The 24,464-nt window shown below is 44.2% G+C and carries 22 protein-coding genes, 4 tRNA genes, 1 pseudogene and 1 riboswitch; of the genes and pseudogenes, 20 read left to right on the top strand and 7 right to left on the bottom strand.

The features are described from left to right. Positions 1 to 29 precede the first annotated feature (29 nt). From gluQRS to thiC, 5 genes are all read right to left on the bottom strand, one after another. Entirely contained in the window at positions 30 to 962 is a 933-nt protein-coding gene (gene gluQRS / locus ACINWC323_RS16380; RefSeq protein ID WP_032881007.1) for a tRNA glutamyl-Q(34) synthetase GluQRS, read from the bottom strand. A gap of 3 nt (positions 963 to 965) precedes the next feature. Further along, a complete protein-coding gene (gene dksA / locus ACINWC323_RS16385) occupies positions 966 to 1,496 on the bottom strand; it encodes an RNA polymerase-binding protein DksA (RefSeq protein ID WP_005226351.1) in 531 nt (176 codons plus the stop codon). 290 nt (positions 1,497 to 1,786) lie between these two features. Beyond that, positions 1,787 to 2,602 carry a 3',5'-cyclic-AMP phosphodiesterase gene (cpdA, locus tag ACINWC323_RS16390; RefSeq protein WP_005226353.1) on the bottom strand — a complete coding sequence of 272 codons (816 nt, stop codon included), beginning with the start codon at positions 2,600 to 2,602 and terminating at the stop codon, positions 1,787 to 1,789. 23 nt (positions 2,603 to 2,625) lie between these two features. Beyond that, positions 2,626 to 3,237 carry an NUDIX domain-containing protein gene (locus tag ACINWC323_RS16395; protein ID WP_032871209.1) on the bottom strand — a complete coding sequence of 204 codons (612 nt, stop codon included), beginning with the start codon at positions 3,235 to 3,237 and terminating at the stop codon, positions 2,626 to 2,628. A gap of 75 nt (positions 3,238 to 3,312) precedes the next feature. Next, on the bottom strand, positions 3,313 to 5,208 hold the full coding sequence (gene thiC, locus ACINWC323_RS16400) for a phosphomethylpyrimidine synthase ThiC (RefSeq protein WP_009508410.1): 1,896 nt from the start codon (positions 5,206 to 5,208) through the stop codon (positions 3,313 to 3,315). An 84-nt stretch (positions 5,209 to 5,292) separates the two neighbouring features. Next, a riboswitch (TPP riboswitch) is annotated at positions 5,293 to 5,413 on the bottom strand. A 412-nt stretch (positions 5,414 to 5,825) separates the two neighbouring features. Here thiC and phoU point away from each other — a divergent pair. Then, the gene (gene phoU / locus ACINWC323_RS16405; RefSeq protein ID WP_004773981.1) at positions 5,826 to 6,548 is read left to right on the top strand and encodes a phosphate signaling complex protein PhoU; all 723 of its coding nucleotides are present in this window, start codon (positions 5,826 to 5,828) and stop codon (positions 6,546 to 6,548) included. A gap of 294 nt (positions 6,549 to 6,842) precedes the next feature. Here the strand turns inward: phoU and ACINWC323_RS16410 are convergent, their stop codons facing one another. After that, positions 6,843 to 7,115: an oxidative damage protection protein gene (locus ACINWC323_RS16410; protein ID WP_005226361.1), complete on the bottom strand. Its 273-nt coding sequence runs from the start codon at positions 7,113 to 7,115 to the stop codon at positions 6,843 to 6,845. A gap of 50 nt (positions 7,116 to 7,165) precedes the next feature. Beyond that, on the bottom strand, positions 7,166 to 8,596 hold the full coding sequence (gene argH, locus ACINWC323_RS16415; protein WP_009508382.1) for an argininosuccinate lyase: 1,431 nt from the start codon (positions 8,594 to 8,596) through the stop codon (positions 7,166 to 7,168). Between argH and ACINWC323_RS16420 the strand changes: the two genes are divergently transcribed. The 19 genes and pseudogenes from ACINWC323_RS16420 (at position 8,587) to tuf (ending at position 24,461) form a co-directional block, all read left to right on the top strand. Beyond that, positions 8,587 to 9,732, top strand: a complete 1,146-nt coding sequence (locus ACINWC323_RS16420) for a sensor histidine kinase (RefSeq protein WP_009508392.1) — start codon at positions 8,587 to 8,589, stop codon at positions 9,730 to 9,732. The two genes, argH and ACINWC323_RS16420, sit on opposite strands and share 10 nt — an antisense overlap. 59 nt (positions 9,733 to 9,791) lie before the next feature. Beyond that, positions 9,792 to 10,532 carry a LytR/AlgR family response regulator transcription factor gene (locus ACINWC323_RS16425; protein ID WP_009508044.1) on the top strand — a complete coding sequence of 247 codons (741 nt, stop codon included), beginning with the start codon at positions 9,792 to 9,794 and terminating at the stop codon, positions 10,530 to 10,532. Positions 10,533 to 10,642: 110 nt separating this feature from the next. Next, positions 10,643 to 11,560 (top strand): hydroxymethylbilane synthase, encoded by a 918-nt coding sequence (gene hemC / locus ACINWC323_RS16430; protein WP_032881024.1) that lies wholly within the window; start codon positions 10,643 to 10,645, stop codon positions 11,558 to 11,560. Further along, complete coding sequence (locus ACINWC323_RS16435) at positions 11,560 to 12,336, top strand: uroporphyrinogen-III synthase (RefSeq protein ID WP_009508073.1); 777 nt, start codon at positions 11,560 to 11,562, stop codon at positions 12,334 to 12,336. The genes hemC and ACINWC323_RS16435 overlap by 1 nt, the downstream gene beginning before the upstream one ends. After that, the gene (locus ACINWC323_RS16440; RefSeq protein ID WP_009508079.1) at positions 12,333 to 13,160 is read left to right on the top strand and encodes a hypothetical protein; all 828 of its coding nucleotides are present in this window, start codon (positions 12,333 to 12,335) and stop codon (positions 13,158 to 13,160) included. The genes ACINWC323_RS16435 and ACINWC323_RS16440 overlap by 4 nt, the downstream gene beginning before the upstream one ends. Positions 13,161 to 13,166: 6 nt before the next feature. Then, positions 13,167 to 14,360 (top strand): hypothetical protein, encoded by a 1,194-nt coding sequence (locus tag ACINWC323_RS16445; protein WP_009508388.1) that lies wholly within the window; start codon positions 13,167 to 13,169, stop codon positions 14,358 to 14,360. 8 nt (positions 14,361 to 14,368) lie between these two features. Beyond that, on the top strand, positions 14,369 to 14,815 hold the full coding sequence (locus tag ACINWC323_RS16450) for an acyl-CoA thioesterase (protein WP_009508062.1): 447 nt from the start codon (positions 14,369 to 14,371) through the stop codon (positions 14,813 to 14,815). 379 nt (positions 14,816 to 15,194) lie between these two features. Next, positions 15,195 to 15,521: an H-NS histone family protein gene (locus tag ACINWC323_RS16455; RefSeq protein WP_005280991.1), complete on the top strand. Its 327-nt coding sequence runs from the start codon at positions 15,195 to 15,197 to the stop codon at positions 15,519 to 15,521. Positions 15,522 to 15,698: 177 nt separating this feature from the next. Beyond that, positions 15,699 to 16,442: a type II secretion system protein N gene (gene gspN, locus ACINWC323_RS16460; RefSeq protein ID WP_005226377.1), complete on the top strand. Its 744-nt coding sequence runs from the start codon at positions 15,699 to 15,701 to the stop codon at positions 16,440 to 16,442. Continuing rightward, positions 16,442 to 17,281, top strand: coding sequence for a type II secretion system protein N (locus tag ACINWC323_RS16465; protein WP_009508439.1), 840 nt, complete (start codon positions 16,442 to 16,444; stop codon positions 17,279 to 17,281). The genes gspN and ACINWC323_RS16465 overlap by 1 nt, the downstream gene beginning before the upstream one ends. A 40-nt stretch (positions 17,282 to 17,321) precedes the next feature. Then, complete coding sequence (gene gspD / locus ACINWC323_RS16470) at positions 17,322 to 19,586, top strand: type II secretion system secretin GspD (protein WP_009508386.1); 2,265 nt, start codon at positions 17,322 to 17,324, stop codon at positions 19,584 to 19,586. 62 nt (positions 19,587 to 19,648) lie between these two features. Beyond that, the gene (locus ACINWC323_RS16475; protein WP_009508445.1) at positions 19,649 to 20,263 is read left to right on the top strand and encodes an FHA domain-containing protein; all 615 of its coding nucleotides are present in this window, start codon (positions 19,649 to 19,651) and stop codon (positions 20,261 to 20,263) included. A gap of 71 nt (positions 20,264 to 20,334) precedes the next feature. Continuing rightward, the gene (locus ACINWC323_RS16480; RefSeq protein ID WP_009508069.1) at positions 20,335 to 21,000 is read left to right on the top strand and encodes a phosphoglycolate phosphatase; all 666 of its coding nucleotides are present in this window, start codon (positions 20,335 to 20,337) and stop codon (positions 20,998 to 21,000) included. A 112-nt stretch (positions 21,001 to 21,112) separates the two neighbouring features. Beyond that, a complete protein-coding gene (gene trpE / locus ACINWC323_RS16485) occupies positions 21,113 to 22,606 on the top strand; it encodes an anthranilate synthase component I (protein WP_009508051.1) in 1,494 nt (497 codons plus the stop codon). A 99-nt stretch (positions 22,607 to 22,705) separates the two neighbouring features. After that, positions 22,706 to 22,781: transfer RNA gene (locus ACINWC323_RS16490), tRNA-Thr, on the top strand. 52 nt (positions 22,782 to 22,833) lie between these two features. Beyond that, a tRNA-Tyr gene (locus ACINWC323_RS16495) sits at positions 22,834 to 22,917 on the top strand. 29 nt (positions 22,918 to 22,946) lie between these two features. Further along, a tRNA-Gly gene (locus ACINWC323_RS16500) sits at positions 22,947 to 23,022 on the top strand. A gap of 11 nt (positions 23,023 to 23,033) precedes the next feature. After that, positions 23,034 to 23,108: transfer RNA gene (locus ACINWC323_RS16505), tRNA-Thr, on the top strand. 164 nt (positions 23,109 to 23,272) lie between these two features. After that, a pseudogene (gene tuf / locus ACINWC323_RS0118760) lies at positions 23,273 to 24,461 on the top strand (elongation factor Tu). The last annotated feature ends 3 nt before the right edge of the window (positions 24,462 to 24,464 follow it).

Raw genomic sequence — 24,464 nt, 5'->3', positions numbered from 1 at the left:
CCTGTCATAATGCAGGGCTTTTTTATGACTTATAAATACGTGCCACTTAAATGGATGCCTTTGGGGATTAAATCAACATCCCATTGTTGTACTGCCTGTTGTAGCATGATACGGGGTTGATCCAGTTCCACAACAGGTTGGCCTAAAGCCAAGATGGCCTGTTGTAAAAGTTCGGGTGCCTTGCTGATATCGAGGGCTTGGGCCAGATTCTGTTTAGACAGCTTTTGCCCTTGATCATTCATTGCCAGCGGCAGGTGCATATAATTTAGGGTAGGATAATTTAATAACGATCCTAGCCAGATTTGTCGGGCAGTGTTATCGAGTAAGTCTGCACCGCGAACCACATGGGTAATGCCTTGTCGATCATCATCGACCACCACCGCCAGTTGATAGCTGATAATGCCATCACGACGCTTCAAGACAAAATCGCCTAACTCATTCTGCAAGTTAGAACATTGTTGGCCTTGTAAGCGGTCCTGAAAGCAAATCAGTTGATCCGTGACTTTTAGACGAATCGCCTGATGGGCAAAATCCAGATTCAGATTGCGACAGGTACCTGCATAGATATGATTGGAACCCAACATCTTGCGTGTGCATTGACACGCGTAAATGGCTTGTGATTGCTTAAGTTGTTCAAGCACCTGCTCATAAAGGTCTAAACGGTCTTTCTGGAAAATAATCTCGGCATCAGGCTCAAACTGGAAGGCATCGATGCAGGAGAGGATGTGTGTTTCGCTATGGGGATAAATGCGGGGAATGTCAGTATCTTCAATACGGACTAGCCATTTGCCATGATTGGCTTTGGCATCACAATAACTGGCCACTGCAGTGAGCAGCGAGCCAAAATGCAATGGGCCGGTTGGCGATGGCGCAAACCGACCCACGTAGCGACAGCAATCTGGTTGCTGTTGGAAGCATTCTGGCGAAACAGCTGCTTGCTGTTCCGCAGTATGTTCAAGCATGATTTAACCGTTGTTTTGCTTTTCTTTGATTTCAGCCAAAGTTTTGCAATCGATACATAAAGTCGCAGTTGGGCGAGCTTCTAGACGACGTAAGCCAATTTCGATACCACAGGTTTCGCAGAAGCCATAGTCTTCATTTTGAATCGCTTCAATCGACTGTTCAATTTTACGAATGAGTTTACGTTCACGGTCACGTGTACGTAGTTCAATCGCAAATTCTTCTTCTTGCGTTGCCCGGTCATTGACATCAGGAAGAGCACTTGATTCGTCTTGCATGGTATTCAAGGTACGATCAACTTCAGACATTAACTCAGCTTTCCATGCGTTTAAAATTTGGCGGAAATGCACAAGTTGTCCTTCAGACATGTATTCTTCATTTTTCTTCGGCTGATACGGCGCAATACCAAATAAGCTCGCGGTTGTACCACCTTCTGAAGCTTTCGGTTTGGTTTTACGTACGCGCTTCACCGCTTTCTGATCGTCGATCACTTCGGTCTGTTCGTCCAAGACTTGATTTTGGTTGTCATTCGCCATATAGGGCATTCCTCATCTTACACGTACTATCTATACGCAAAAAATATGGTGATATGCAAGTGTTTTTATAGAAACCTACGATGGTTTTTTCCATCAAGGGTCGACATCATATAGAGTTTTTGGACAAGATGGTAGTCATTCCCGTCCAGATTTTGTGTGAATTCGTCAATGTAATTTGTAATCAAAAGTTTTAGGAACTGCTGCTATTTCAGCCATGCATGATGTTATCGGCTAAAACGCCATAAACAAGGTATGAAATGCAGATAAAAGCGATTCCCTTGACCCATTGCCTAATCATATCCCAAAACTTCAGAACTACTCATGCGCTGCGAAGTAGGTAGCCGATAGACTTGTGTTTCCAGTTCTCCATTGGCTTTCAGGCGGATTAAACGGTAGCCTGGGTGTTCCTCATCCAGCGCGAATTTTTCGCTTTTGGGTCTGAACTGAATACAGGTCGATGGGGTGGACAAGAACTCAACGCCTTGCCAGGTATTGACGGAATCCTGATGCACATGCCCGCAGATAATCGCCTTGACATTGGAAAACGGCTTGATGGTATCGAGCAGGTCAGATGAATTTTTTAACTTATGCTGATCGATCCAGGCGGACTGCATGGCAAAAGGGTGGTGGTGACAGGCAATAATCACATGACGATCATGTAATTGAGTCAATAATCGGGTTAAGTGCTGTAACTGGATATCGCTAATTTTGCCATCAATACGCTCAGGTTGGGCGCTATTCAATAAGATCACGCTCCATTGGCCTAACTCGACCACGGTCGGTTGGGTTGGATCTTGCTCATGAAAGGGGAAATGGGTGACATCATCATGATTACCCGGGGTATGAAAAAAAGGAATCCCCAAGCTTTGCATGTGTTGTACATAGCGTTTATAGGTTAAAGGTGTCGGCGACTGGGCCAGATCACCGGTATGGATGATCAGGTCGATATGCGGATGCTGCTGGCGCATCAAGTCGATGACCGCATGAAAACTTTGCTCGGGTTGCATGCCGACAAATTCGAGGTGGGGATACTCTAATAAATGTGTATCGGTAATCTGTATCATCACAAAATCTTGCTGTGATAATGATGAGACCTGGAAAGTCACCGTCGTTAGCCCCTTCAGATTTCTTATCTTTGTTGTATATGCTGAGCCAGCCACTGTAATGCCATGATCACAGGTGCATTTCTCAACCGCCCGTTTTGAAATAATGCTTCTAGCTGGGAATAATCAAACAGATGCAGTTGAATATTTTCACCTTCATCTGGCATCCCAAAAACGCCCCCATGTTCTGGAAGCTGAACCTCTGCCACATATAAATGAAAAAATTCAGAGCAGGCCCCAGCAGAAGGGTAGAAGCTAAATAAATGTTTTAATTCAGTGATCTCGCACCCGGACTCTTCCAGGCTTTCACGGCGGATACAACTTTCTGGAGATTCGTCTCCATCCAGCACACCGGCAATAATTTCAAGTTGCCAAGCTGAAACCGGATCATTCACAGCCCCGACACGGAACTGTTCAATCAGCGCAAAGCGTTGTTGCTGATCGCTATAGAGCAAAACGCCAGCGGCTTCAGGACGATGAACCAGTTCACGTTGAATGAGAGGCGAGTAATCTTTCCGGTGAAATAACCGGTGTTTTAAGCTCACTTTCTCAACTTGAATGAACCCTCGAAACAATGTTTGTCGAGATTCTATCGTAACGTCGGTGGCTGAATAGCTGGCGTGGTCAAGAATAGTCATCTTCAATCAGGATGAGATTGTACATATCTCATCCTAACCGAGAATGATTCGCAGGAAAATCTTTTTTTAGTCGATTTACACTTTGTGGTACAATTTTTGACCATGTTCCTGATAAGCGGTTTTCATGGCATTGAGACCTGCTTCAACTTCTGTTTCCGCATCATTTGACTGCTTGGCATTGTGTTGATTTTGCGCATAATCTCGCACATTTTGGGTGATTTTCATGGAACAGAATTTTGGACCGCACATAGAGCAGAAGTGGGCCGATTTATGCGCTTCTTTTGGCAGTGTTTCATCATGCATACTGCGTGCGGTATCCGGGTCCAGGCTTAAATTGAACTGATCATCCCAACGGAACTCAAAACGCGCTTTTGATAAGGCATTATCACGAACCTGAGCACCCGGATGACCTTTGGCCAGATCTGCCGCATGAGCGGCAATCTTATAGGTGATGATGCCATCTTTAACATCTTTCTTATTCGGTAAGCCCAGATGTTCTTTTGGCGTCACATAGCACAGCATTGCCGTTCCATACCAGCCAATCATCGCTGCACCAATTGCAGAGGTAATATGATCATAGCCCGGTGCGATATCGGTGGTGAGTGGTCCAAGCGTATAGAATGGCGCTTCTTTACAGACCTCAAGCTGGAGGTCCATATTTTCCTTGATCATATGCATTGGCACATGGCCCGGACCTTCAATCATCACCTGTACATCATGCTCCCAGGCGCGATGGGTCAGTTCACCCAGGGTTTTCAACTCGCTAAATTGTGCTTCATCATTGGCATCCTGTACGCAACCCGGGCGCAGACCATCACCTAAGCTGAATGACACATCATAGGCTTTCATGATTTCGCAAATTTCGTCGAAATGTGTATATAAGAAGTTTTCTTCATGATGCGCCAGGCACCATTGCGCCATGATTGAGCCCCCACGAGACACGATCCCAGTGAGGCGATTCGCTGTCATCGGGACATAACGTAATAATACACCTGCATGAATGGTGAAATAGTCTACGCCTTGTTCGGCTTGTTCAATCAGAGTGTCTTTAAAGATTTCCCATGTTAAATCTTCAGCCACACCATCGACTTTTTCCAGGGCTTGATAGATCGGTACCGTACCGATAGGTACTGGTGAATTACGGATAATCCACTCACGGGTTTCATGGATATTCTTACCTGTCGATAAGTCCATGATGGTGTCGGCACCCCAACGGGTTGCCCATGTCATTTTCGCCACTTCTTCATCAATGGATGAACCGAGCGCCGAGTTACCAATATTGGCATTGATTTTCACTAAGAAGTTACGGCCAATAATCATCGGTTCGCATTCTGGGTGATTAATATTGGCTGGGATAATCGCGCGCCCCGCTGCGACTTCCTGACGGACAAATTCCGGGGTAATTTCTTTTAAATTCTGCGCGCCGAAGTTTTGTCCGGCATGCTGACGCATATCGACACCATCACGCTGGCGCTGATTTTCACGAATGGCGATATATTCCATTTCAGGGGTAATTATGCCTTGCTTGGCATAGTGCATTTGCGTGACATTTTTCCCTGCTTGGGCACGACGTGGATTTTGAATATGGGCAAAGCGGATGTCGGCAGTACGGATGTCTTTGAGACGGGCCTGCCCAAACTCGGAGCTCAGGCCTAAAAGGATATCAGTATCCTGACGTTCATCAATCCACGCTTGGCGAACCAGTGGCAAACCTTTATTTAAATCGATTTGTACATTGGGGTCGGTATACACGCCAGAGGTGTCATAGACCATCACAGGTGGGTTGTGTTCACCGCCTAAACCTGTCGGTGTTTCGGTTAAGCTGATTTCACGGAAAGGCACCTGGATGTCTGGGCGAGACCCTTGGACATACACCTTTCTTGAAGCCGGTAGGATACGGGTTAAATCTTTAGCGTCTTGCTCATGTTGAGCAGAAATATCAGCAGGGGAAAGATTCGTTAACTGGTTCATGGCATGATCCTTATGTATGGCATTAACGAATCAAGCACGACCAAAAACAATGGCGGATTTATCTCTATGATAAATAAAGGCTAAGTTTTTGCTGGGCTTGATTCCTACGCAGGTGTTAACCTGATCAGGTTCAACGGTACTTGCCTTTAAATTCTGTGATTAAGACAATCTCAGCAGTTTGTTAACTGCGCTCCGTCAAGCGAAATTGGGTCTGTTATCATTTTATATATGATTGCGACAGGGGATCTTTTTTGGCGGTACAAGGCATGACTTGTGAAACTTAGTTATTCTAAATAAACAAGGCATAACACAGTAACGTCAAAAAAGCTTCCTGTCCCGCAGGGTTGTGGCGAAAATTCCCTCATACATCGTTATGAAACTTGGTAAGGGTGTGGCCATTACCTGCATTTCATGCCTCGTCTGATGAAATTTTTGCCTACAACTCAATTCAGCTATAAAGTGCTAACAGACCCCTAGCGTAACAGATTTAAAAATTTTTGTTGTATCAATTCACACCAATTTACAATGTCTAAATCCATGCTATTGTCATAAAACTTTCATCATTTCTATGTTCTAATCACCAATCATTTTTTCCATGTGTCTAGTGGAGGCATACTGTGAGCCCAAGCAATCCTGTGTTAAGTCATCATATTTCTTCACAATTTAATGAAGACTTGCAAGATGTGCATACCAAGTTTATGACCATGGGTGGATTGGTGGAGCAACAAGTTGCCAACTCAATTCATGCTTTATTAGACACAGATGCGAATTTAGCGATCGATGTGCAATTTAAAGACAATGCGGTGAATCAGTTTGAGCGTGATATTGATGAAGGTTTAACCCTGATTCTTGCTCGCCGTCATCCTGCAGCGATCGACTTGCGTATGGTGATTGCCATGAGCAAGGCCAATACCGATTTAGAACGTATTGGTGATGAAGCGGCAAAGATTGCCCGTATTGCACAAAACTTGTGTGAAGAAGGTGAGTCACCACGTGGTTATATGGAAACACGGCATATCGGTAATCAGGTACGTGTCATGATTCATGACGCGCTGGATGCATTTGCCCGTTTAGATGTGGAGCAGGCCTTGAAAGTGGTGATGGCCGATGTCGACATTGACCGTGAATATCAGTCTGCGACACGTACTTTGATGACCTATATGATTGAAGATCCGCGTCATATTTCACGTGTCATTAACGTGATGTGGGTATTGCGTTCATTAGAGCGTATTGGCGATCATGCGCGTAATATTTCAGAACAAGTGATTTATATGGCGAAAGGTATGGATGTGCGTCATACCAGCATTGAAGAAATCGAGCAGAAAGTTCATCAGAAATAAGTGTAAAAATAAAATAACTTTAAACCGTCCAATCATGGGCGGTTTTTCATTTTCAGGATATATAGATAAAAAAATCCCAGACTTCGGGGGAAAAGTCTGGGAGAGAAATATCATGCGTTACGTGAGATATCAACGTATCTCTTTGTCTTTCTGAATACAACTATAAGCGCAGGCGTCTGAGGAGTCATGTAGACAACTGTGTATACTCTGTAAGGCTTTATTACTTATGTAAATGTCACGTAAAAAGAGAGCTAAAAACAGCTCTCTTTTTATCGTAGAATCAGGCAAAATGACTTACTTTTGCTCAGTCCAACCCTCTGCTTTTTCTACACTTTCATCGTTATTGAAGAACTTCTCACGTTGTTCTTCCAGAAACTTCTTCGCATCCGGTTCAAACACATTCAGACGTTTTTCATTAATTAGCGTGGTCTGGTGTTTTAACCATTCCTGCCATGCCTGCTTTGAAACGGTTTCAAACAATTCCTGACCTTTTGCACCCGGAAACGGTGCAAAGTCCAAGCCTTCAAGCTCTTGTTTATATTTGCGGCAAAATACTTGTCTAGTCATTATGGCATCCAGTGAAAGTCCCTCCTTTGTAAAAGAGGGATATAGGGAGATTAATATAACTGTTCTAGGCGAGTGTGCGCACGCGCAATCGCAGCTTCAACCTGTTTCGGTGAAGTTCCACCAATATGGTCACGGGCATTCACAGAAGCTTCTAAAGTCAATGCTTTATCGAATACATCTGCAGTGATCAAATCAGAGAATTGTTGTAACTGTTGCAGCGTCAATTCTGATAAATCTTTTTCTTCTGCGACACCTAAAGCCACCGCTTTACCGACAATTTCATGGGCATCACGGAATGCTACGCCTTTTTTCACCAGGTAGTCGGCAAGATCGGTTGCGGTAGAGAAGCCACGAAGTGCTGCTTCGCGCATAATTTCGATATTTGGAACAAGCGCTGGAACCATGTCCGCGAAAGCCATGAGTGAACCGCGCACGGTATCAATCGCATCAAATAATGGCTCTTTATCTTCTTGGTTGTCTTTGTTATATGCCAATGGTTGACCTTTCATCAGGGTCAACAGGCTGATCAAGTCACCAAAGACACGACCTGATTTTCCACGCACCAGTTCAGGCACATCCGGATTCTTCTTCTGTGGCATGATGGAAGAGCCTGTGCAGAAGCGGTCAGGAATATTCACAAACTTGAATTGTGCTGAAGTCCATAAAATCAGTTCTTCTGACATACGTGACAAGTGCATCATGATTAATGATGCCGCCGCATTAAATTCAATGGCAAAGTCACGATCAGAAACCGCATCTAAAGAGTTCTCTGAAACTGCTTCGAAACCTAAGAGTTCAGCCGTATAAGCACGGTCGATCGGGTAGGTGGTACCTGCCAATGCCGCAGAACCGAGAGGCATACGGTTGACGCGTTTACGGCAGTCTTGCAGACGTTCGGTATCACGCACCAACATTTCAAACCAAGCCAATAAATGATGACCAAAGGTCACTGGCTGTGCGGTTTGCAGATGGGTAAAGCCCGGCATAATCGTGTTGGTATTTTTGCTTGCCAGACTGAGCAGGCCTTTTTGTAAACGAAGTAACAAGCCCAAGATGTCATCGATTTCATCACGTAAATAGAGACGGATGTCAGTTGCAACCTGATCATTGCGGCTACGGCCGGTATGGAGTTTTTTACCGGTAATGCCGATACGTTGAGTCAAACGAGACTCAATATTCATGTGCACATCTTCTAAATCAATACGCCATTCAAAGTTACCCGCTTCAATTTCAGCTTTAATGGTGCTTAAACCTTGGATAATGTCGTCACGTTCAGCTTCAGTCAGCACACCTACTTTCGCAAGCATGGTGGCATGCGCAATTGAACCGGCGATATCTTGTTTATAAAAACGTTGGTCAAATTGCACAGATGCGGTAAATTCTGCAACAAAAGCATCAGTTGCTTCAGAGAAGCGACCGCCCCACATTCCAGAGGTTTGATTCGGGCTGGCTGAAGAAGAGGATTGAGAAGATGTGGTCATGGCGGCTCAGTAAAATAAAAAAGAGTATAGCAAATCCAAACGCAGTTGCCGAAACTCGACGTAAGAAGTTATCGCAAACTCGTCAGGGGGGAAATCCATCAGGCTCCTATTTTTTTACGAAAATCGGGCAATGGCAACACTTATTGGAATTAATTGTTGCCAGCAATGTGCTGGCCATGGTGCTGGCGCTGGCTGAGGCTCGGTCATGGCAAGCTTTAGAGGGCATTCGTGTCCTGCAATATATGTTTTTTATTAACTGGGTAATTTTATCTTTTTCGGCACTGGTGGATTATTTTCAGGATTTTTTTGCCAGATTTAGCCAGAAAATTGCTCTGGTATTGGGCTTTATACTATTACAGCTGATTGTGTTGTTGACCACCTGTGTTGTAAATATTCTGCAATATTGGGCGACCCGTTCCGGACCATTTTCCGAAGATATTCTATTGCACGGGACCAGCCTGCACTTAGGTTATGGGGTGTTGCTGGGCGCGTTTTGTATGCGCTATCTCTATATGCGCGAACAATGGATGAATCAGCAATATAGTGAATTAAATGCCCGTATTCAGGCCATGCAGGCACGAATTCATCCACATTTTTTATTTAACAGTCTGAATAGTGTGGTGAGCCTGATCGCGATTGATCCTGACAAGGCCGAGAATATGCTGATTAATTTATCCCGCTTATTCAGGGCCAGTTTTCAGGAACTGAAGCTGGTGAGTCTGGCGGAGGAAATTGACTTATGTCAGCACTATTTAAGTATTGAAAAGATGCGTTTGGGCGAGCGTTTGAATGTAGAATGGAATATACAGGCCACAGCTGTTGAATTAAAACGGACAACGATTCCGTTATTAACGTTGCAACCTTTGCTGGAGAATAGTATTTTTCATGGGGTAGAAAAAGTTTTGCAAGCTTCGACCATCAGTGTATTGGTTGAAATATTGCAAAATCAAGTCAGTATAGTCATTACTAACCCTTATTCTCACGATACAATAAAATCGAGAAAAGGAAATGGTATTGCGATTGAAAATGTGAAGCAGCGCCTGAAAGCTTATTATGGGCAATCGGTCAAGTTTCAGATTTACGGGGGAACGTCGTTGTATACGACGGTGGTGAATTACCACGATCAAGTAAAATAATAAGTCGAGTTAACCATAAAAATGATGGATATGAAGTTAACGCTGACAAGGAGAATAGGATGAGAGTTCTGATTGCTGATGATGAGCCTCTTGCTGTAGAGCGTTTGTCACGTTTGGTCACTCAAATGGGACATGAAGTCATTGCGACAGCGCATCATGGACAGGATGTGTTAAATCATATTGAAAATGACTCACCTGATGTCGTTTTACTGGATATTCAAATGCCCGGGATGAATGGTCTCGAGTGTGCCGAACAGCTCAGCCAGCTTAATCCGCGTCCGGCTATTATTTTCTGTACGGCATACGATCAACATGCATTGGAAGCATTTAAATTTCAGGCACAAGGCTATTTACTTAAACCTGTTGCACAACAAGATCTACAGCAGGTGTTTAATCATTTAACCCAACTTACACAAGCACAAATGACTGGCTTACAACAACAAGATGATATGTACGATACTAAAACCCAACGCCAACAGATTGCTGCGAAGACTTATCGCGGGGTAGAGCTGATTCCCTTGGAAAATGTGTATTATTTTTTAGCGGATCAAAAATATGTCACGGTGCGCCATAAAAATGGCAGCGTACTGATTGATGAAACACTGAAAGATCTGGAACTGGAGTTTGCCGACCGTTTTATCCGTATTCACCGTAATGCACTGGTCTCACTGGATTATCTAGAAGGGCTGGAACTGGTCGCAGCAGGCCAATATCAGGTGCGCTTGCGTGAACTGGATGAGCGTTTATCGGTGAGCCGCCGTCATTTGCCAAGTTTAAGAGAGTGTATGCTTCAATTGTAAATGCGGCTTTTCAGCTGAATCAATGCTCACTTTATGATTTTTTACTTGCAATTTCGGGTGATCAAGTTAAGTTGGGAGCAATTGCTTTGATCAATACTTCATTTGAATTTATGAAAACCTTAAAAATTGCGACCCGACAAAGCCCGCTTGCACTTTGGCAGGCCGAGCATATCCGTTCTCGTTTAAATGCACTTTATCCAGATTTAACGGTTGAGCTGGTCAAGTTTGTGACGCAGGGTGACAAGATTCTGGACACCCCACTGGCAAAAATCGGTGGTAAAGGTTTGTTTGTGAAAGAGCTCGAAGCGGCTTTACTGGATGGTCGCGCAGATTTAGCGGTACATTCCATGAAAGATGTGCCGATGCATTTGCCTGAAGGCTTAACCTTGGCAGTGATTTGTGAGCGTGAAGATCCACTGGATGCATTTGTTTCGAATCAATATCAGCATTTTGATGAGTTACCGCAAGGTGCAAAAGTCGGTACTTCGAGCCTGCGCCGTAAATGCCAGATTTTACAGCAACGCCCCGATCTGGAAATTATTGATCTACGCGGTAATGTCGGTACCCGTTTATCCAAGCTAGATGACGGATTATATGATGCCATCATCTTGGCGAGCGCGGGACTGAAACGTCTCGGCTTGTCGGATCGTATTCGGCATTGTCTGGCGCCCGTACTGAGTTTGCCAGCAGTTGGACAAGGTGCGCTGGGACTGGAATGCCGTGCCAATGACAACGCATTATTAAAACTGATTCAGCCATTACAACATGAAGAAACCTCAATTTGTGTCCGCGCAGAACGTGCCTTTAATGCTTATCTTGAGGGTGGCTGTCAGGTTCCGATTGCAGGCTATGCCACTTTGGCCAATGATCAGCTTCAGATTGAAGGGCGAGTGGGCAGTGTCGATGGACATACTTTATTAAAAGAACAACTGGTTGGTGCGCCAGCAGAAGCTGAGCAACTGGGTGAGCAACTGGCACAACGCTTATTGGCGCAAGGTGCAGGTGAGTTGCTAAAAGCGTTGTATTAATGCTGCTGATCAATACCCGTCCTGAAGACCGTGCTGCTGCTCTAACACAGGCATTATCCGAAGCAGGTTATCAGGTTGTGGGCTTGCCATTACTTGAACTGGTGCCAGAGCCTTTTTCGCCAGACTTGCAACAGCTCTATCAGCAGCTTGACCAGGTGCAGGTGATTGTTGTAGTTAGTCCCACAGCGGTAGAGGTAGGGATGCACTATTTGCAGCATGCCGGGATCGCGCTGGAGAGGCTGCAACATATCCGCTGGATTGCAGTCGGTCAAACCACTGCGCAGGTACTGGCCCGATTCAATATTCACAGTGATGTACCTCAGGTCGAAAATTCGGAAGGCATGCTGGATTTACCTATTTTAAAGCAGCAGAAAAATGTCAAAAAAATTGCCTTCTGGCGGGGGCTAGGCGGACGACAATTCATGATGCAGCAATTGCAGCAGCAGGGGATTGAAGTACTCAATTTTGTGCTTTATCGCCGTCAATGTCCGCAACAAAGTTTTACGCTATTTCCTGAGATTCTAAACCAGATAAACCCTCAACAAGCGGTTGCTGTGCTGATCACTAGTGAGGCAAGCTGGAATTACTGGCAGCAGATCTGTGAGCAGGTGCAGCAGCCCCGAGCATGGATTTATTTAGTACTGGGGGAAAGGCTGGCACAACTATTAGAAAACACCAGAACACAGACAAACAAAGCATTTAACATTATTCAGCTTGAAAATTTATCTGCATCAGAGATCATTCAACGCATGAGAGACTGGCAAGGACATGTATGAGAAAAATTGGTTATTTAATATTAGGGCTGAGTTTATTGTGGTTGGCTAAACTCAGTTACGATGTTGCACAATATTCTCAAACGGTTCCCCAGCTTCAACAGCAGCTTAGCCAGACTGAACAGCGTTATGCCTTATTGAATGATCAATTTGTCGCGGTCCAGCGTCAGTTGCAAAATAATCGTGTGGTTGAGCCTACAGATAATAGTTCAATTCCGATGACAGTTGAGGGCATCTCACCGATTATCCTGATTAAACAGCACATGCAACTGGTGCAGTTTGCACTAGATCAGCAACAGTTTATTTATGCACTGGAACAATTGAATCAGGCCCAGCAACAGGTGCTGCAATATGCAGTCTCACCGGCGTTGCAAGATAGCCTGATTAAATCGATAGAGCAGGATAAACAGGCCATCCAGCAATTTGTTTTAAATCAAACCCAACAGCAGCAGCAACTGGATCAGCTATTGCAACAACTGGACCAAAAGATCGCGCAAAACCTGCAAGATCCGAAACTATCAATTGAAAAAGGTGAAAGTGCAACATGGTGGCACTGGTTTAAACTGGAAAAAGTGCAACGTTCATCGCCTGATTTAATGGGCCGTAATATTACCTTGAAAGAAGCACAGTTACGTTTATTGCTGGCATCTCAAGCCTTGCATGAAGGTCAATTGACTGAATATCAGAAATCGGTTCAGGAAGTGATCCGGTTACTTGCCGAGTTACCCGATCAAAATAGCCAGAAAATGAAACTGCGCCTAGAAAAAATCTTAAACCAGCAAGCCGTCCCTACACCGAAATTAACCAGCTTAGGCTTGTTGGGATAATCTGTCATGAAGCAATTAATGTTGATTTATTTTCTCTCGGCGCTGGTGTTGTTCGCATTATTTTCTGTATTGAGTTATGGCTATGGAAATGGCTATGCGTATATCTACTGGCGAGAATGGCAGTTCCAGAGTAGTGTGTGGGGCTTAATTGCACTGTTTATTGTGATTAGCCTGATCCTGCAATTATGCTGGTTATTGGCTAAACGTTATTTCACCCAGGAACAAAGAAAAAAAGAAACGATTCTGCACTTCAAGCAATTACATCCTTATGAGCAACTCGGTATTGTCTGGTTGCTTGAAGCCTCAAAAGACCAGCAGGTTTTTATAGAGCGGGTATTTGCCCAGTCAGGCCTACTCAGCAATATTATTGATGCGCAATTTGATTATCAAAATGGTGATTATATTGCGGCATTGCAGAGTCTGGATAAATCAGCCCCGATGGCCTTTGAATTGGCTGAATTACAACGCATAGATATTTTTCTTGAGCAAAAAGAAACCGAAAAAGCGTTAACCCATTTGGAATTTCTGGCGCAACATCAGCTTTCTCCATGGCTGGTTGAAATCGAAACCGCTTACCAGCAGCGTATTACTGCACTATGGGGCAAACTGGCGCTCCAACAACCCTGGTTATTTTTGCAAACCACACAATATGGGTTATTAGATGCGGAACATCGTGATTTATGGTTGCAGCAATTATTAATTCATTTTGATCAGGCATCGGTTGATGACCTTGGTGCATTACAGCAGCGCTATCTGGTGTTGCAGGATGAGATTGAAACCCGTCCCTATAGCAGCAAGGTGCTGTGGTTGAAACTATTGGCCAGAATGCCTGAAATGAGCGTGCAGCATGAAGAGCTGGCCTTACATTTATTGCAAGATCAGTTCGACCCGGAAGTGTTTTATCTGTGGTTCCAGCAACAGTTACTCAAGCAGATTCCGGATTATGCTTATGTTGAGCAGCGCATTATTCAGCTGGAACAGCGTTATACCAGTGTGCCTATGCTGGCTTTTGCAAAGTGGCATATTTATATGGCGACCCAACGTCAGGCAGAGGCAGAGCAGTTATTAACTTTATATCCTGATAATATATTAATGAGTTATTTAAGAATTAAGTCGACCTTGGGTGATAATCAGGACTTAATCAAACAGTTAAATTTAATATTTGAAAATGATGTGAATTTTCTTAATTTCAAGATATGAGTGTAAATATGAAAGAACTGTCTGTCTATCCGGTTATTCATCAGCAATCCGTGGCTTGGGGCGATATGGATGCGTTTGGGCATGTCAATAATGTGCAATATTATCGCTATATGGAAAGTGCCCGTATTGCCTATTTAATGGCATTAAATATCTTCGATCAGGAGATATTGACAGTGGTTGCCTCGAGTCAGTGTAAATATTTACGGCCGGTATTTTATCCCGATGTGCTGCATATTGGTGCGCGCATTGAAGAGTTAAGAAATAGTGCATTTCGTATGCATTATGTATTATGGAGTGAATCCCAGAATCAAATGATTGCCACCGGTGAGGCGGTTATGGTTTGTGTAGATAAGGTAACATCCAACAAATGTAATATCCCGGATTTGATTCGGCAGAAAATTATTCAGCTTGAAGAAAATGTCGGGCATCAATTAATATTAGGCCCATCATCATAAAGACAATTATGTCTACTTTATTTGAATATATAACAAATTTCATAATGTGGTGCTTTTGAGTGGCCGGGAAAACAGGCAAAATAAAGCACCATGAACTAAATCAAAAAATAAGAAATTTTTTAGTGAAATTTAAGAATAAGTTAATATAAGTGATGTTGGTTAAGGTTGTTTATTTAATTTTTAAATTCTGTTTAGATAACTAAATTCTCCCTTTTTTTGTTTTATTGTAAATAAAATACCATTTTATTGTTGATATACGATTAAGTGAGCTATTCTCATATTGATTATTTAATCGCTTATAAATTAATATTGAATAGAATTCTAAATTCATTTTTATTTTTGAGTGATATTTTTTTCTTATTAAGTTGGAGTGGTTCGAATGAAACCAGATATTAGCGAATTATCGGTAGAAGATTTAAAGCGTTTACAGGCTGAAGCTGAAGCTTTAATTGCCAGCAAAAAAGATCAGGCAATTGAAGATGCTTATAATCAAATTGTTGCTATTGCTGAAGCAATTGGTTTTAGCGTTGAAGAGTTATTAGAAGTAGGTGAGCAAAAGCGTAAGAAAACGACGCGTAAAGCTGTAGAGCCACGCTACCGCAACAAAAACAATACTGAGGAAACTTGGACAGGTCGTGGTAAACAGCCACGCTGGTTAGTTGCCGAGTTGGAAAAAGGTGCAAAACTTGAAGATTTCTTAATCTAAGCAAGTTTTAAAGTCATCGTTTTGTCATACGATGGCTTTATCCTGAATCAAAAGCCAGGCTTAAAAAGCTTGGTTTTTTTATATGAGAGAATTGGCGATGTTGAAAAAGTATGCATAATGTCATTCAGGGGCGAGTGTCTCGAAAAGGATGATATTTTGCATGTTGGTAAGGGTTGAATGAAGAAAAAAACCAAGCAATGGAGATGGTGGCTTTTCGCCATTTTTGCATTTTTAATTTTTATTATTTTACAAATTCCAGCGACATGGTTAATTGCAAAATTCTCAAAAGATAATCAAATATTACATAATGTCAGCGGCAATATCTGGCAGGGGCAAGCCGATTGGCAACGTGGCCAGCTACGCGGCTCGGTGCATTGGAAAACCCGTCCTTTAGATTTGTTATTGTTACGTTTAGGGGCAAATCTTGATATCCATAGCGGTAACACGCAATTCAATGGAGTATTTGGTTATGGTTTAGGACAAAAAATCATGATCAAGGATTTGCAGGGTGCGATTTCGCCAGAAACTTTAAAGTATTTTGCAAACTGGCAATGGCCTGAAAATTCTATTCAATTGAAAGACGTGCAATTTAACTATCAAAAAGAAAAAGGTTTTAGCGCAGCAGAAGGTCAGTTGAACTGGGGCGGCGGCGCCTTGAGTTATACCTTTGGTCAGCGTCAGGATCGTATGAATATGCCTTCCTTGGTGGCTGAGATAAAAGATGAAAACGGCCAACTCCAGATTGATATCCGTGATCAGCGTAGCCAGAAAATGGGGAATCTCAGCTTAGATGCCAACTTGATGCTGGATGTACAGCTGACGCAACGCATGTTATTGAATATTCCATCCTATCAAGGTAAAGCTGGCCTGGATACCTATGTGATCAGTTCACGTCAGCCGTTGTTGCAGGGTGGTTTTTGATGAAAGCAATCACTGAAAAAATGCAACAATTGCGTTGGCAGAAGCTGGATAAGTTAAGTGGCCTGATTCTGGCTTTACTGATTTTATGGTTATGCTGGAAACTGGCCTCCTTATTCTGGTGGGTGGTTGCACCGCCACAATTGATGCAGTTTGACCGGGTTGAACTGGGTTCGCAGCAAGCCCAGGTTCCGAATATCAGTTCATTTGCCTTATTTAATGAACCCGCAGCAGCTTCGGCCGATGACAATATCAATCTGGAGTTACAGGGTGTATTGCTCGGTCAACCAAATTACTTGTCTTCTGCGGTCATTAAAATGAATGATACTGCTGAACGTTATCGGGTAGGCGAGACCGTTGGCTCAACCTCCTATCAGCTGGCCGAAGTGTATTGGGATCACGTAATCTTGCGTCAAGGTAATGGTGCAACACGTGAAGTCAAATTCAAGGGACTGGACAATGGTTTATATCAACCGGCTGCGCCTGTTTTAAATAATGGAACAAGCGTCCCTCCAGCAGCAGCTCCTGCGCCTGCCCAGAATTCGCCCCAGTCTGCTTTAGGGCAGGCTATCCAGCAAATGCAGGATAACCGGGAACAATATCTGAAAAATATGGGCGTCAGTAGTGGAGGGGAAGGCTATGAAATTTCGGATAAGACGCCCTCGAGCTTAAAAAATAACTTAGGTTTGCGTTCGGGTGATCGTATTCTGTCGATCAATGGCCAAAGCGTCGGGCAGGGGCTCAACGAAGTACAATTATTAGAGCAAGTACGTCGTGAAGGGCATGCCAAAATAGAAATAAAACGTGGTGATCAGGTGATGACCATACAACAAAGTTTTTAGTGATCACACGTCACACATCAGTTAGGAATAAGTGCAGGTTATGGCTTTCTTGAATCATCAACGTCCACTTTGGGCATTACTTGCTGCAGCGCCTTTAATTGCGACAGTCAGTACCCATGTGCAAGCACAAACATGGAAGATCAATCTACGTGATGCGGACTTAACTGCATTTATTAACGAAGTTGCTGATATTACCGGGAAGAACTTTGCGGTTGACCCACGTGTACGGGGCAATGTTACGGTTATTTCCAATAAACCGCTGAATAAAGATGAGGTTTATGACCTATTTCTGGGCGTCCTCAACGTCAATGGTGTGGTGGCACTACCTTCTGGCAATACGGTAAAACTGGTACCAGACAGTAATGCCAAGAATTCGGGTATTCCTTATGATGCCCGAAGTCGTGCTGGCGGTGACCAGATTGTCACGCGTGTGATCTGGCTACAAAATACCAATCCGAATGACCTGATCCCAGCATTACGTCCATTAATGCCACAGTTCGCGCATCTTGCTGCGGTGGCTGGAACCAATGCCTTAATTGTTTCGGACCGTGCCACCAATATTTACCAGCTTGAAAATATCGTGCGTAATCTGGATGGAACTGGGCAAAACGACATTGAGGCAATTAGTCTGCAATCCAGTCAGGCCGAAGAGATTATTGGATTGCTGGAGACCATGAGTGCCACAGGTGCATCCAAGGACTTCATTGGATCGCGTGTCCGTGTGGTTGCAGATAACCGGACCAATCGTATCTTAATCAAAGGTGATCCGGACTCGCGCAAGCGTTTGCGTCAAATGATTGAAATGCTGGATGTGCCGTCGGCGGCTCGTTTGGGTGGCTTAAAAGTTTTCCGCCTGAAATATGCCAGTGCCAAGAATTTGGCTGAGATTTTACAAGGTCTGGTCACAGGGCAATCGGTTTCATCCTCATCTTCTTCGTCAAATAGCAACAGTAGTTCAAATTCGATTAATAACCTGGTTTCAAGTAGTCAGAATTCAGGTTCATCAATGGGATCTTCATCTTCTGTTTCTACACCTTCGATTAACTTAAATAGTAATTCAAATAATAGCCAAAACGCGGGCATTACCAGTTTTAATCAGGGTGGGGTCAGTATTATTGCCGATCCTGCACAGAATGCTTTGGTAGTGAAGGCTGAACCACAATTGATGCGTGAAATTGATGCCGCGGTTCAGCAACTAGATACGCGTCGTCAGCAGGTCATGATCGAGGCGGCAATTATTGAAGTGGTTGGGACCGATGCAGATCAACTGGGAGTGCAATGGGCGCTTGGTGATTTGAATAGTGGCGTGGGGTTAATTAACTTTTCCAACTTAGGTTCTGGCTTGTCCAAAATTGCAGCTGGATATTTAACTGGTGGTGCAGCTGGTGCGGCAGGTGCTTTGGGGGATGGTGCATCAATTGGTCTCGGTAAGTATAAAGAAGGCAGCAACGGCTCTCGTCAACTGTATGGCGCGTTAATTCAAGCCTTGAAGGAAAATACCAAATCCAACCTTCTGTCTACCCCATCAATCGTCACCATGGACAATGAAGAGGCGTATATCGTTGTTGGTCAGAATGTCCCGTTTGTGACAGGTTCGGTTGCAACGACAGGTAACAGTACAGTAAATCCTTATACCACTGTCGAGCGTAAAGATGTCGGGGTGACTTTAAAAGTAATTCCGCATATTGGTGAGGGTGGTTCTGTACGTTTGGAAGTTGAGCAAGAAGTCTCTAACGTTCAGAATAGTAAAGGTCAGGCTGCTGATTTGGTCACCAGTAAACGTGCCATCAAAACCTCTGTGTTGGCAGACCACGGACAAACAGTGGTATTAGGTGGCTTGGTCTCAGACAATACGACCTTGGGGCGCCAAGGGTTACCGATATTAAGTGATATCCCGTATCTAGGACGACTGTTCCGTTCGGATAATCGCAGCAATGAAAAGCGTAACCTGCTTGTCTTTATCCATCCGACTATTGTTGGGGATTCTAATGATGTTCGACGTATCTCACAACAACGCTACAATCAGCTTTATAGCTTGCAGTTAGCCATGGATAAGAATGGCAACTTTGCCAAACTGCCTGAAAATGTTGCAGATATTTATAACCCGCAGGCGATTGTGAAGAACTCCCCATATCAAAAGGTTCCGACCGCGACACAAGCCCAAAAAACCGTTGTGGTAACTACGCCGGTTGCGGTAGAACAACCTCAAGTGCAGCAGAAAACTGTACAGCTACCGGTGAAGGAAACAGAGCGAAGTAAAAACACGGTCACCACCACTACGATTCGCCCAGCGTCTTCACAGTAGCTGCACAGAAACGCTTATGTCACAATGTTACGATTGTGGAAAATGATAAAGGATATGCATCTATGACTTGGAAATTACAAGCCATTACAGGTGAATTTACGGGGCAGGAACTGAATATTGAGCGTGATATGTTGGTTGGCCGACATCAGGATGCCGATATTTTGTTGCAATCCGCCGATATTTCACGTCGTCATGCGGCGTTGTTACTCAAAGACCAACAGCTTTGGGTGCAAGATTTAAACTCGTCCAATGGCACATTTATCAATGATGCGCGTATTGAGCGGGAAACTGAATTGCATGATGGTGATATTCTACAATTCGCCAGCTTCGTATTCTCGGTACTTGCGCCAGCGGCAGCAACAGAATTACCTGAAATTGAAGCAGAGCCTGTGACTGCAAACACGCATGATCAAGGCATGCCGAGCATTGCCGAACGTGCGGCCGAAACACCGATTACCCGTGATGGTATGCCACAACAGGTCGCGATACCAAAACCTGCACCCATTCCTGAAGGCGTGCAGGTACAGGCTGTGCCTGAACCGCAACCTGTTGCGCTTGAAGAGCCTGTTTCACGTATGGCTGAAGAGAAAGAGCAACAGAAGAATGCTTCGGTTGGGCTCATTTCAATTATTGTATTGATCATTTTAGCTGTGATTGCCTGGCTGTTCTTTAAATAATCGGGCGAAGCTTTTACAATCAAAGGCATGCCCGCTTGGGTGTGCCTTTTTTATTATGAGGGTGAAATTTCATGTCTGTTGCGCAGTTGCAAAGTCGTCATCTGGTGTTATTTGATCTGGATGGAACACTGGTGGATTCGGCCGCTGACCTATATCGTGCCATGAATCTGAGTCTGACCAAGCTAGGGCTGCCGCTGGTGACTGAAGCGCAGGTGAGAGTGTGGGTGGGTAAGGGTGCCGCAAAATTATGTGAAGCGGTACTGAGCCATTTATTTGGGCAGGTCGATGCGCAACAGCAAACGCAGCTGTTAAGCACCTTTATGCAGGTGTACGCGCAAGAGCTCTGTGTCGATACGCAGGTATATGATGGTGTGTTGCCATTTCTGGAATATTGTCAGGCTCATAATATTGCCATGGCCTGTGTCACCAATAAGCCTGAACATCTGGCCCGAGGAATTCTGGACGTTTTAGAGCTTGCACCTTATTTTAAAATGGTTGTAGGTGGGGACAGTCTGGCGGAGCGTAAACCGCATCCGTTGCCGCTGTTGCATTGTGTAGAGCAAGCAGGAATAACCACGGCTGAAACCTTGATGATTGGCGATTCAAGCAATGATGTTGAAGCGGCAAGGCGTGCAGGTATTGATTGTATTGTAGTCAGCTATGGCTATAATCATGGGGAAAGCATTTATGACTGCCAGCCACAGCAAGTGGTTGATCGTCTGGCAGAGTTAGTTTAAGAAAATCAGATAGGGAAAGAGGTATGAGGATGATGATGGTTTTTCGATGGCGGGATTAAAGCAGTATTAAAACAGGGAAACGCAGATAAATCGAAACCATAAGAGATGACTCATGACAACATCAATCCAGTTTGAACAATTAAAAGCAGCAGGCTACAACACCATTCCAGTTTATCGTCAACGCCTGGCTGATACTGAAACCCCGTTATCTGTTTTTGCACGTTTTAAGGAACAGAAACAAGCTTATCTATTTGAGTCGGTAGAGGGCGGCGAGAACTGGGCACGCTATTCCATGATTGGATTCGGCGAATCTACCGTTTTTTCATGCAATGCCGGTGTGTTAACCATCCAGCAAGCAGATGGCACAGTAACGCAACAGGATTGTGCAGATCCGTTTCAATATATTCGTAATTTTCAAAGTCAGTTTAAAGTTCCCAGCAAAGCCGAACTACCAGATTTACCAAGCTTTACCGGTGGTCTAGTGGGTTATTTAGGCTATGACGCCGTGCGTTATATTGAGCCAAAACTCAAGAATGTCCCGGCAGCTGATCCGGTAACCCTACCTGATTTATGGTTGATGCTGTCTCAAACCGTGATTGTGTTTGATAATTTAAAAGATACGCTGTTCCTGATCCATCATGCTGATGTCAGTGAGCCAGATGCCTATAACAAAGCACAAGGCAAGCTGGATCAGCTAGAGCAGTTACTGGCAACACCAGTGAGTCTGCAAGCAAAACCGCATACCGCCCCACATTTTGAATCGATTACCGGCAAGGAAAAGTTTCTGGAAACCGTGGACAAGGTTAAGGAATACATCCGTGCGGGTGATGTGATGCAGGTGGTGCCTGGGCAACGTATGGTGTCTGATTTTGATGGTGAAGCGCTACAAGTGTATCGTGCACTCCGCCATTTAAATCCATCGCCTTATTTATTCCTGGTGCAAGGGCAAACGCTGACCGATCAAAAACCTTTTCATATTGTAGGATCATCGCCAGAGATTCTGTCCCGTCTGGAAAATGGTATCGCAACAGTACGTCCTTTAGCAGGAACGCGACCACGCGGCAAAACCAAAGAAGAAGATCTGGCCTTGGAGCAAGATTTACTGGCGGATGAAAAAGAGATTGCCGAACATTTAATGCTGATTGATCTTGGGCGAAATGATGTCGGGCGGGTATCCAAGATTGGTAAAGTGCAAGTGACAGACCGTATGGTGATCGAACGTTACTCACATGTCATGCATATTGTCTCTAATGTGCAGGGTGAGGTACGTGATGATATTGATGCTCTGGATGTATTTAAGGCGACTTTTCCGGCTGGAACACTTTCGGGTGCACCCAAAATACGTGCCATGGAAATTATTGACGAAGTTGAACCGGTAAAACGGGGTGTGTTTGGCGGTGCAGTGGGTTATTTAGGCTGGCACGGCGAAATGGACATGTCGATTGCCATTCGAACCTGTGTGATTCGAGATAAAAAGGTCTATGTACAGGCTGGAGCAGGGCTGGTTGCGGACTCAAATCCTGAATCTGAGTGGAATGAAACCCAAATAAAAGCTCGCGCAGTGATCAAAGCGGTTGAATTATCGTCAAACGGATTGATTTTATGAGTTTTTAACGGTTTTTTTTAAAAAAGCACTTGCATCGATTCTAAGTTTTGCTAAACTGCACACCGTTCCGATACGAAACGTACGAAACACTAAGAAAGAGCCGGCATAGCTCAGTTGGTAGAGCAACTGACTTGTAATCAGTAGGTCCACAGTTCGAATCCGTGTGCCGGCACCATCTTAAAGTGTGGTAGTATAAAGTAAAGAACAGCACTGTGTAAGTGTGATATGGTGAGATTCCCGAGCGGTCAAAGGGGGCAGACTGTAACTCTGCTACGAAAGTTTCGAAGGTTCGAATCCTTCTCTCACCACCATCTAACTTCGATAGATGTCGTACCAACATGCGGGAGTAACTCAGTTGGTAGAGTGGCAGCCTTCCAAGCTGCATGTCGCGAGTTCGATCCTCGTCTCCCGCTCCATCGAAGATGTCGCTCTTATAGCTCAGTGGTAGAGCACTCCCTTGGTAAGGGAGAGGTCTCGAGTTCAAATCTCGATAAGAGCTCCAGATATACAGTTTAGTGGTTATTCCACAAGTTTTTAAAGAAGCAGGCTATTATAGTCTGCTTTTCAAGTATTAGGTGTCTAGTTTTTTAGGCGAATGTCGATAAAGAAGGTTTTTCAGGGTTGTTTTTCTCTAAACTGGTGTCGACGTAAACGAGGAAAATCAAAATGGCTAAGGCTAAGTTTGAACGTAACAAACCACACGTAAACGTGGGTACAATTGGTCACGTTGACCATGGTAAAACAACTTTAACTGCTGCGATTGCAACGATCTGTGCAAAAACTTACGGCGGTGAAGCGAAAGATTACTCACAAATCGACTCAGCTCCTGAAGAAAAAGCACGTGGTATTACAATTAATACATCACACGTAGAATACGATTCTCCAATCCGTCACTACGCTCACGTAGACTGCCCGGGCCACGCCGATTATGTTAAAAACATGATTACTGGTGCTGCTCAGATGGACGGCGCGATCCTTGTATGTGCTGCGACTGATGGTCCAATGCCACAAACTCGTGAACACATCCTTCTTTCACGTCAGGTTGGTGTACCTTACATCGTTGTATTCTTGAACAAGTGTGACCTTGTTGATGACGAAGAATTACTTGAATTAGTAGAAATGGAAGTTCGTGAACTTCTTTCTACTTATGACTTCCCGGTGATGAACTCCAGTTATCCGTGGTTCAGCGCTTAAAGCGTTGGAAGGTGATGCTGGTCAATATGGCGAATCAGCAGTTATCGCTCTTGTTGAAGCGCTTGACTCTTACATTCCAGAACCAGAACGTGCAATCGACAAAGCATTCTTGATGCCAATCGAAGACGTATTCTCAATTTCTGGTCGTGGTACTGTAGTAACAGGCCGTGTAGAAGCTGGTATCGTTAAAGTTGGTGAAGAAGTCGAGATCGTTGGTATTAAAGATACAGTTAAAACAACTGTAACTGGCGTAGAAATGTTCCGTAAACTTCTTGACGAAGGCCGTGCAGGTGAGAACTGTGGTATCTTGCTTCGTGGTACTAAGCGTGAAGACGTACAACGTGGTCAAGTACTTGCTAAACCAGGTACAATCAAGCCGCACACTAAATTCGATGCAGAAGTATACGTACTTTCTAAAGAAGAAGGTGGTCGTCACACTCCATTCCTTAACGGTTACCGTCCACAGTTCTACTTCCGTACAACTGACGTAACTGGCGCGATCAAATTACAAGATGGCGTAGAAATGGTAATGCCTGGTGACAACGTAGAAATGTCAGTAGAGTTAATCCACCCGATCGCAATGGACCCAGGTCTACGTTTTGCGATCCGTGAAGGTGGTCGTACTGTAGGTGCTGGTGTTGTTGCTAAAGTAACTGCATAAGCG

Source organism: Acinetobacter sp. WC-323 (assembly GCF_000314615.1).
Classification (GTDB): domain Bacteria; phylum Pseudomonadota; class Gammaproteobacteria; order Pseudomonadales; family Moraxellaceae; genus Acinetobacter; species Acinetobacter courvalinii.
The sequence above is the reverse complement of the archived record's forward strand: the minus strand, read 5'-3'. Positions and strand labels throughout refer to the sequence as shown.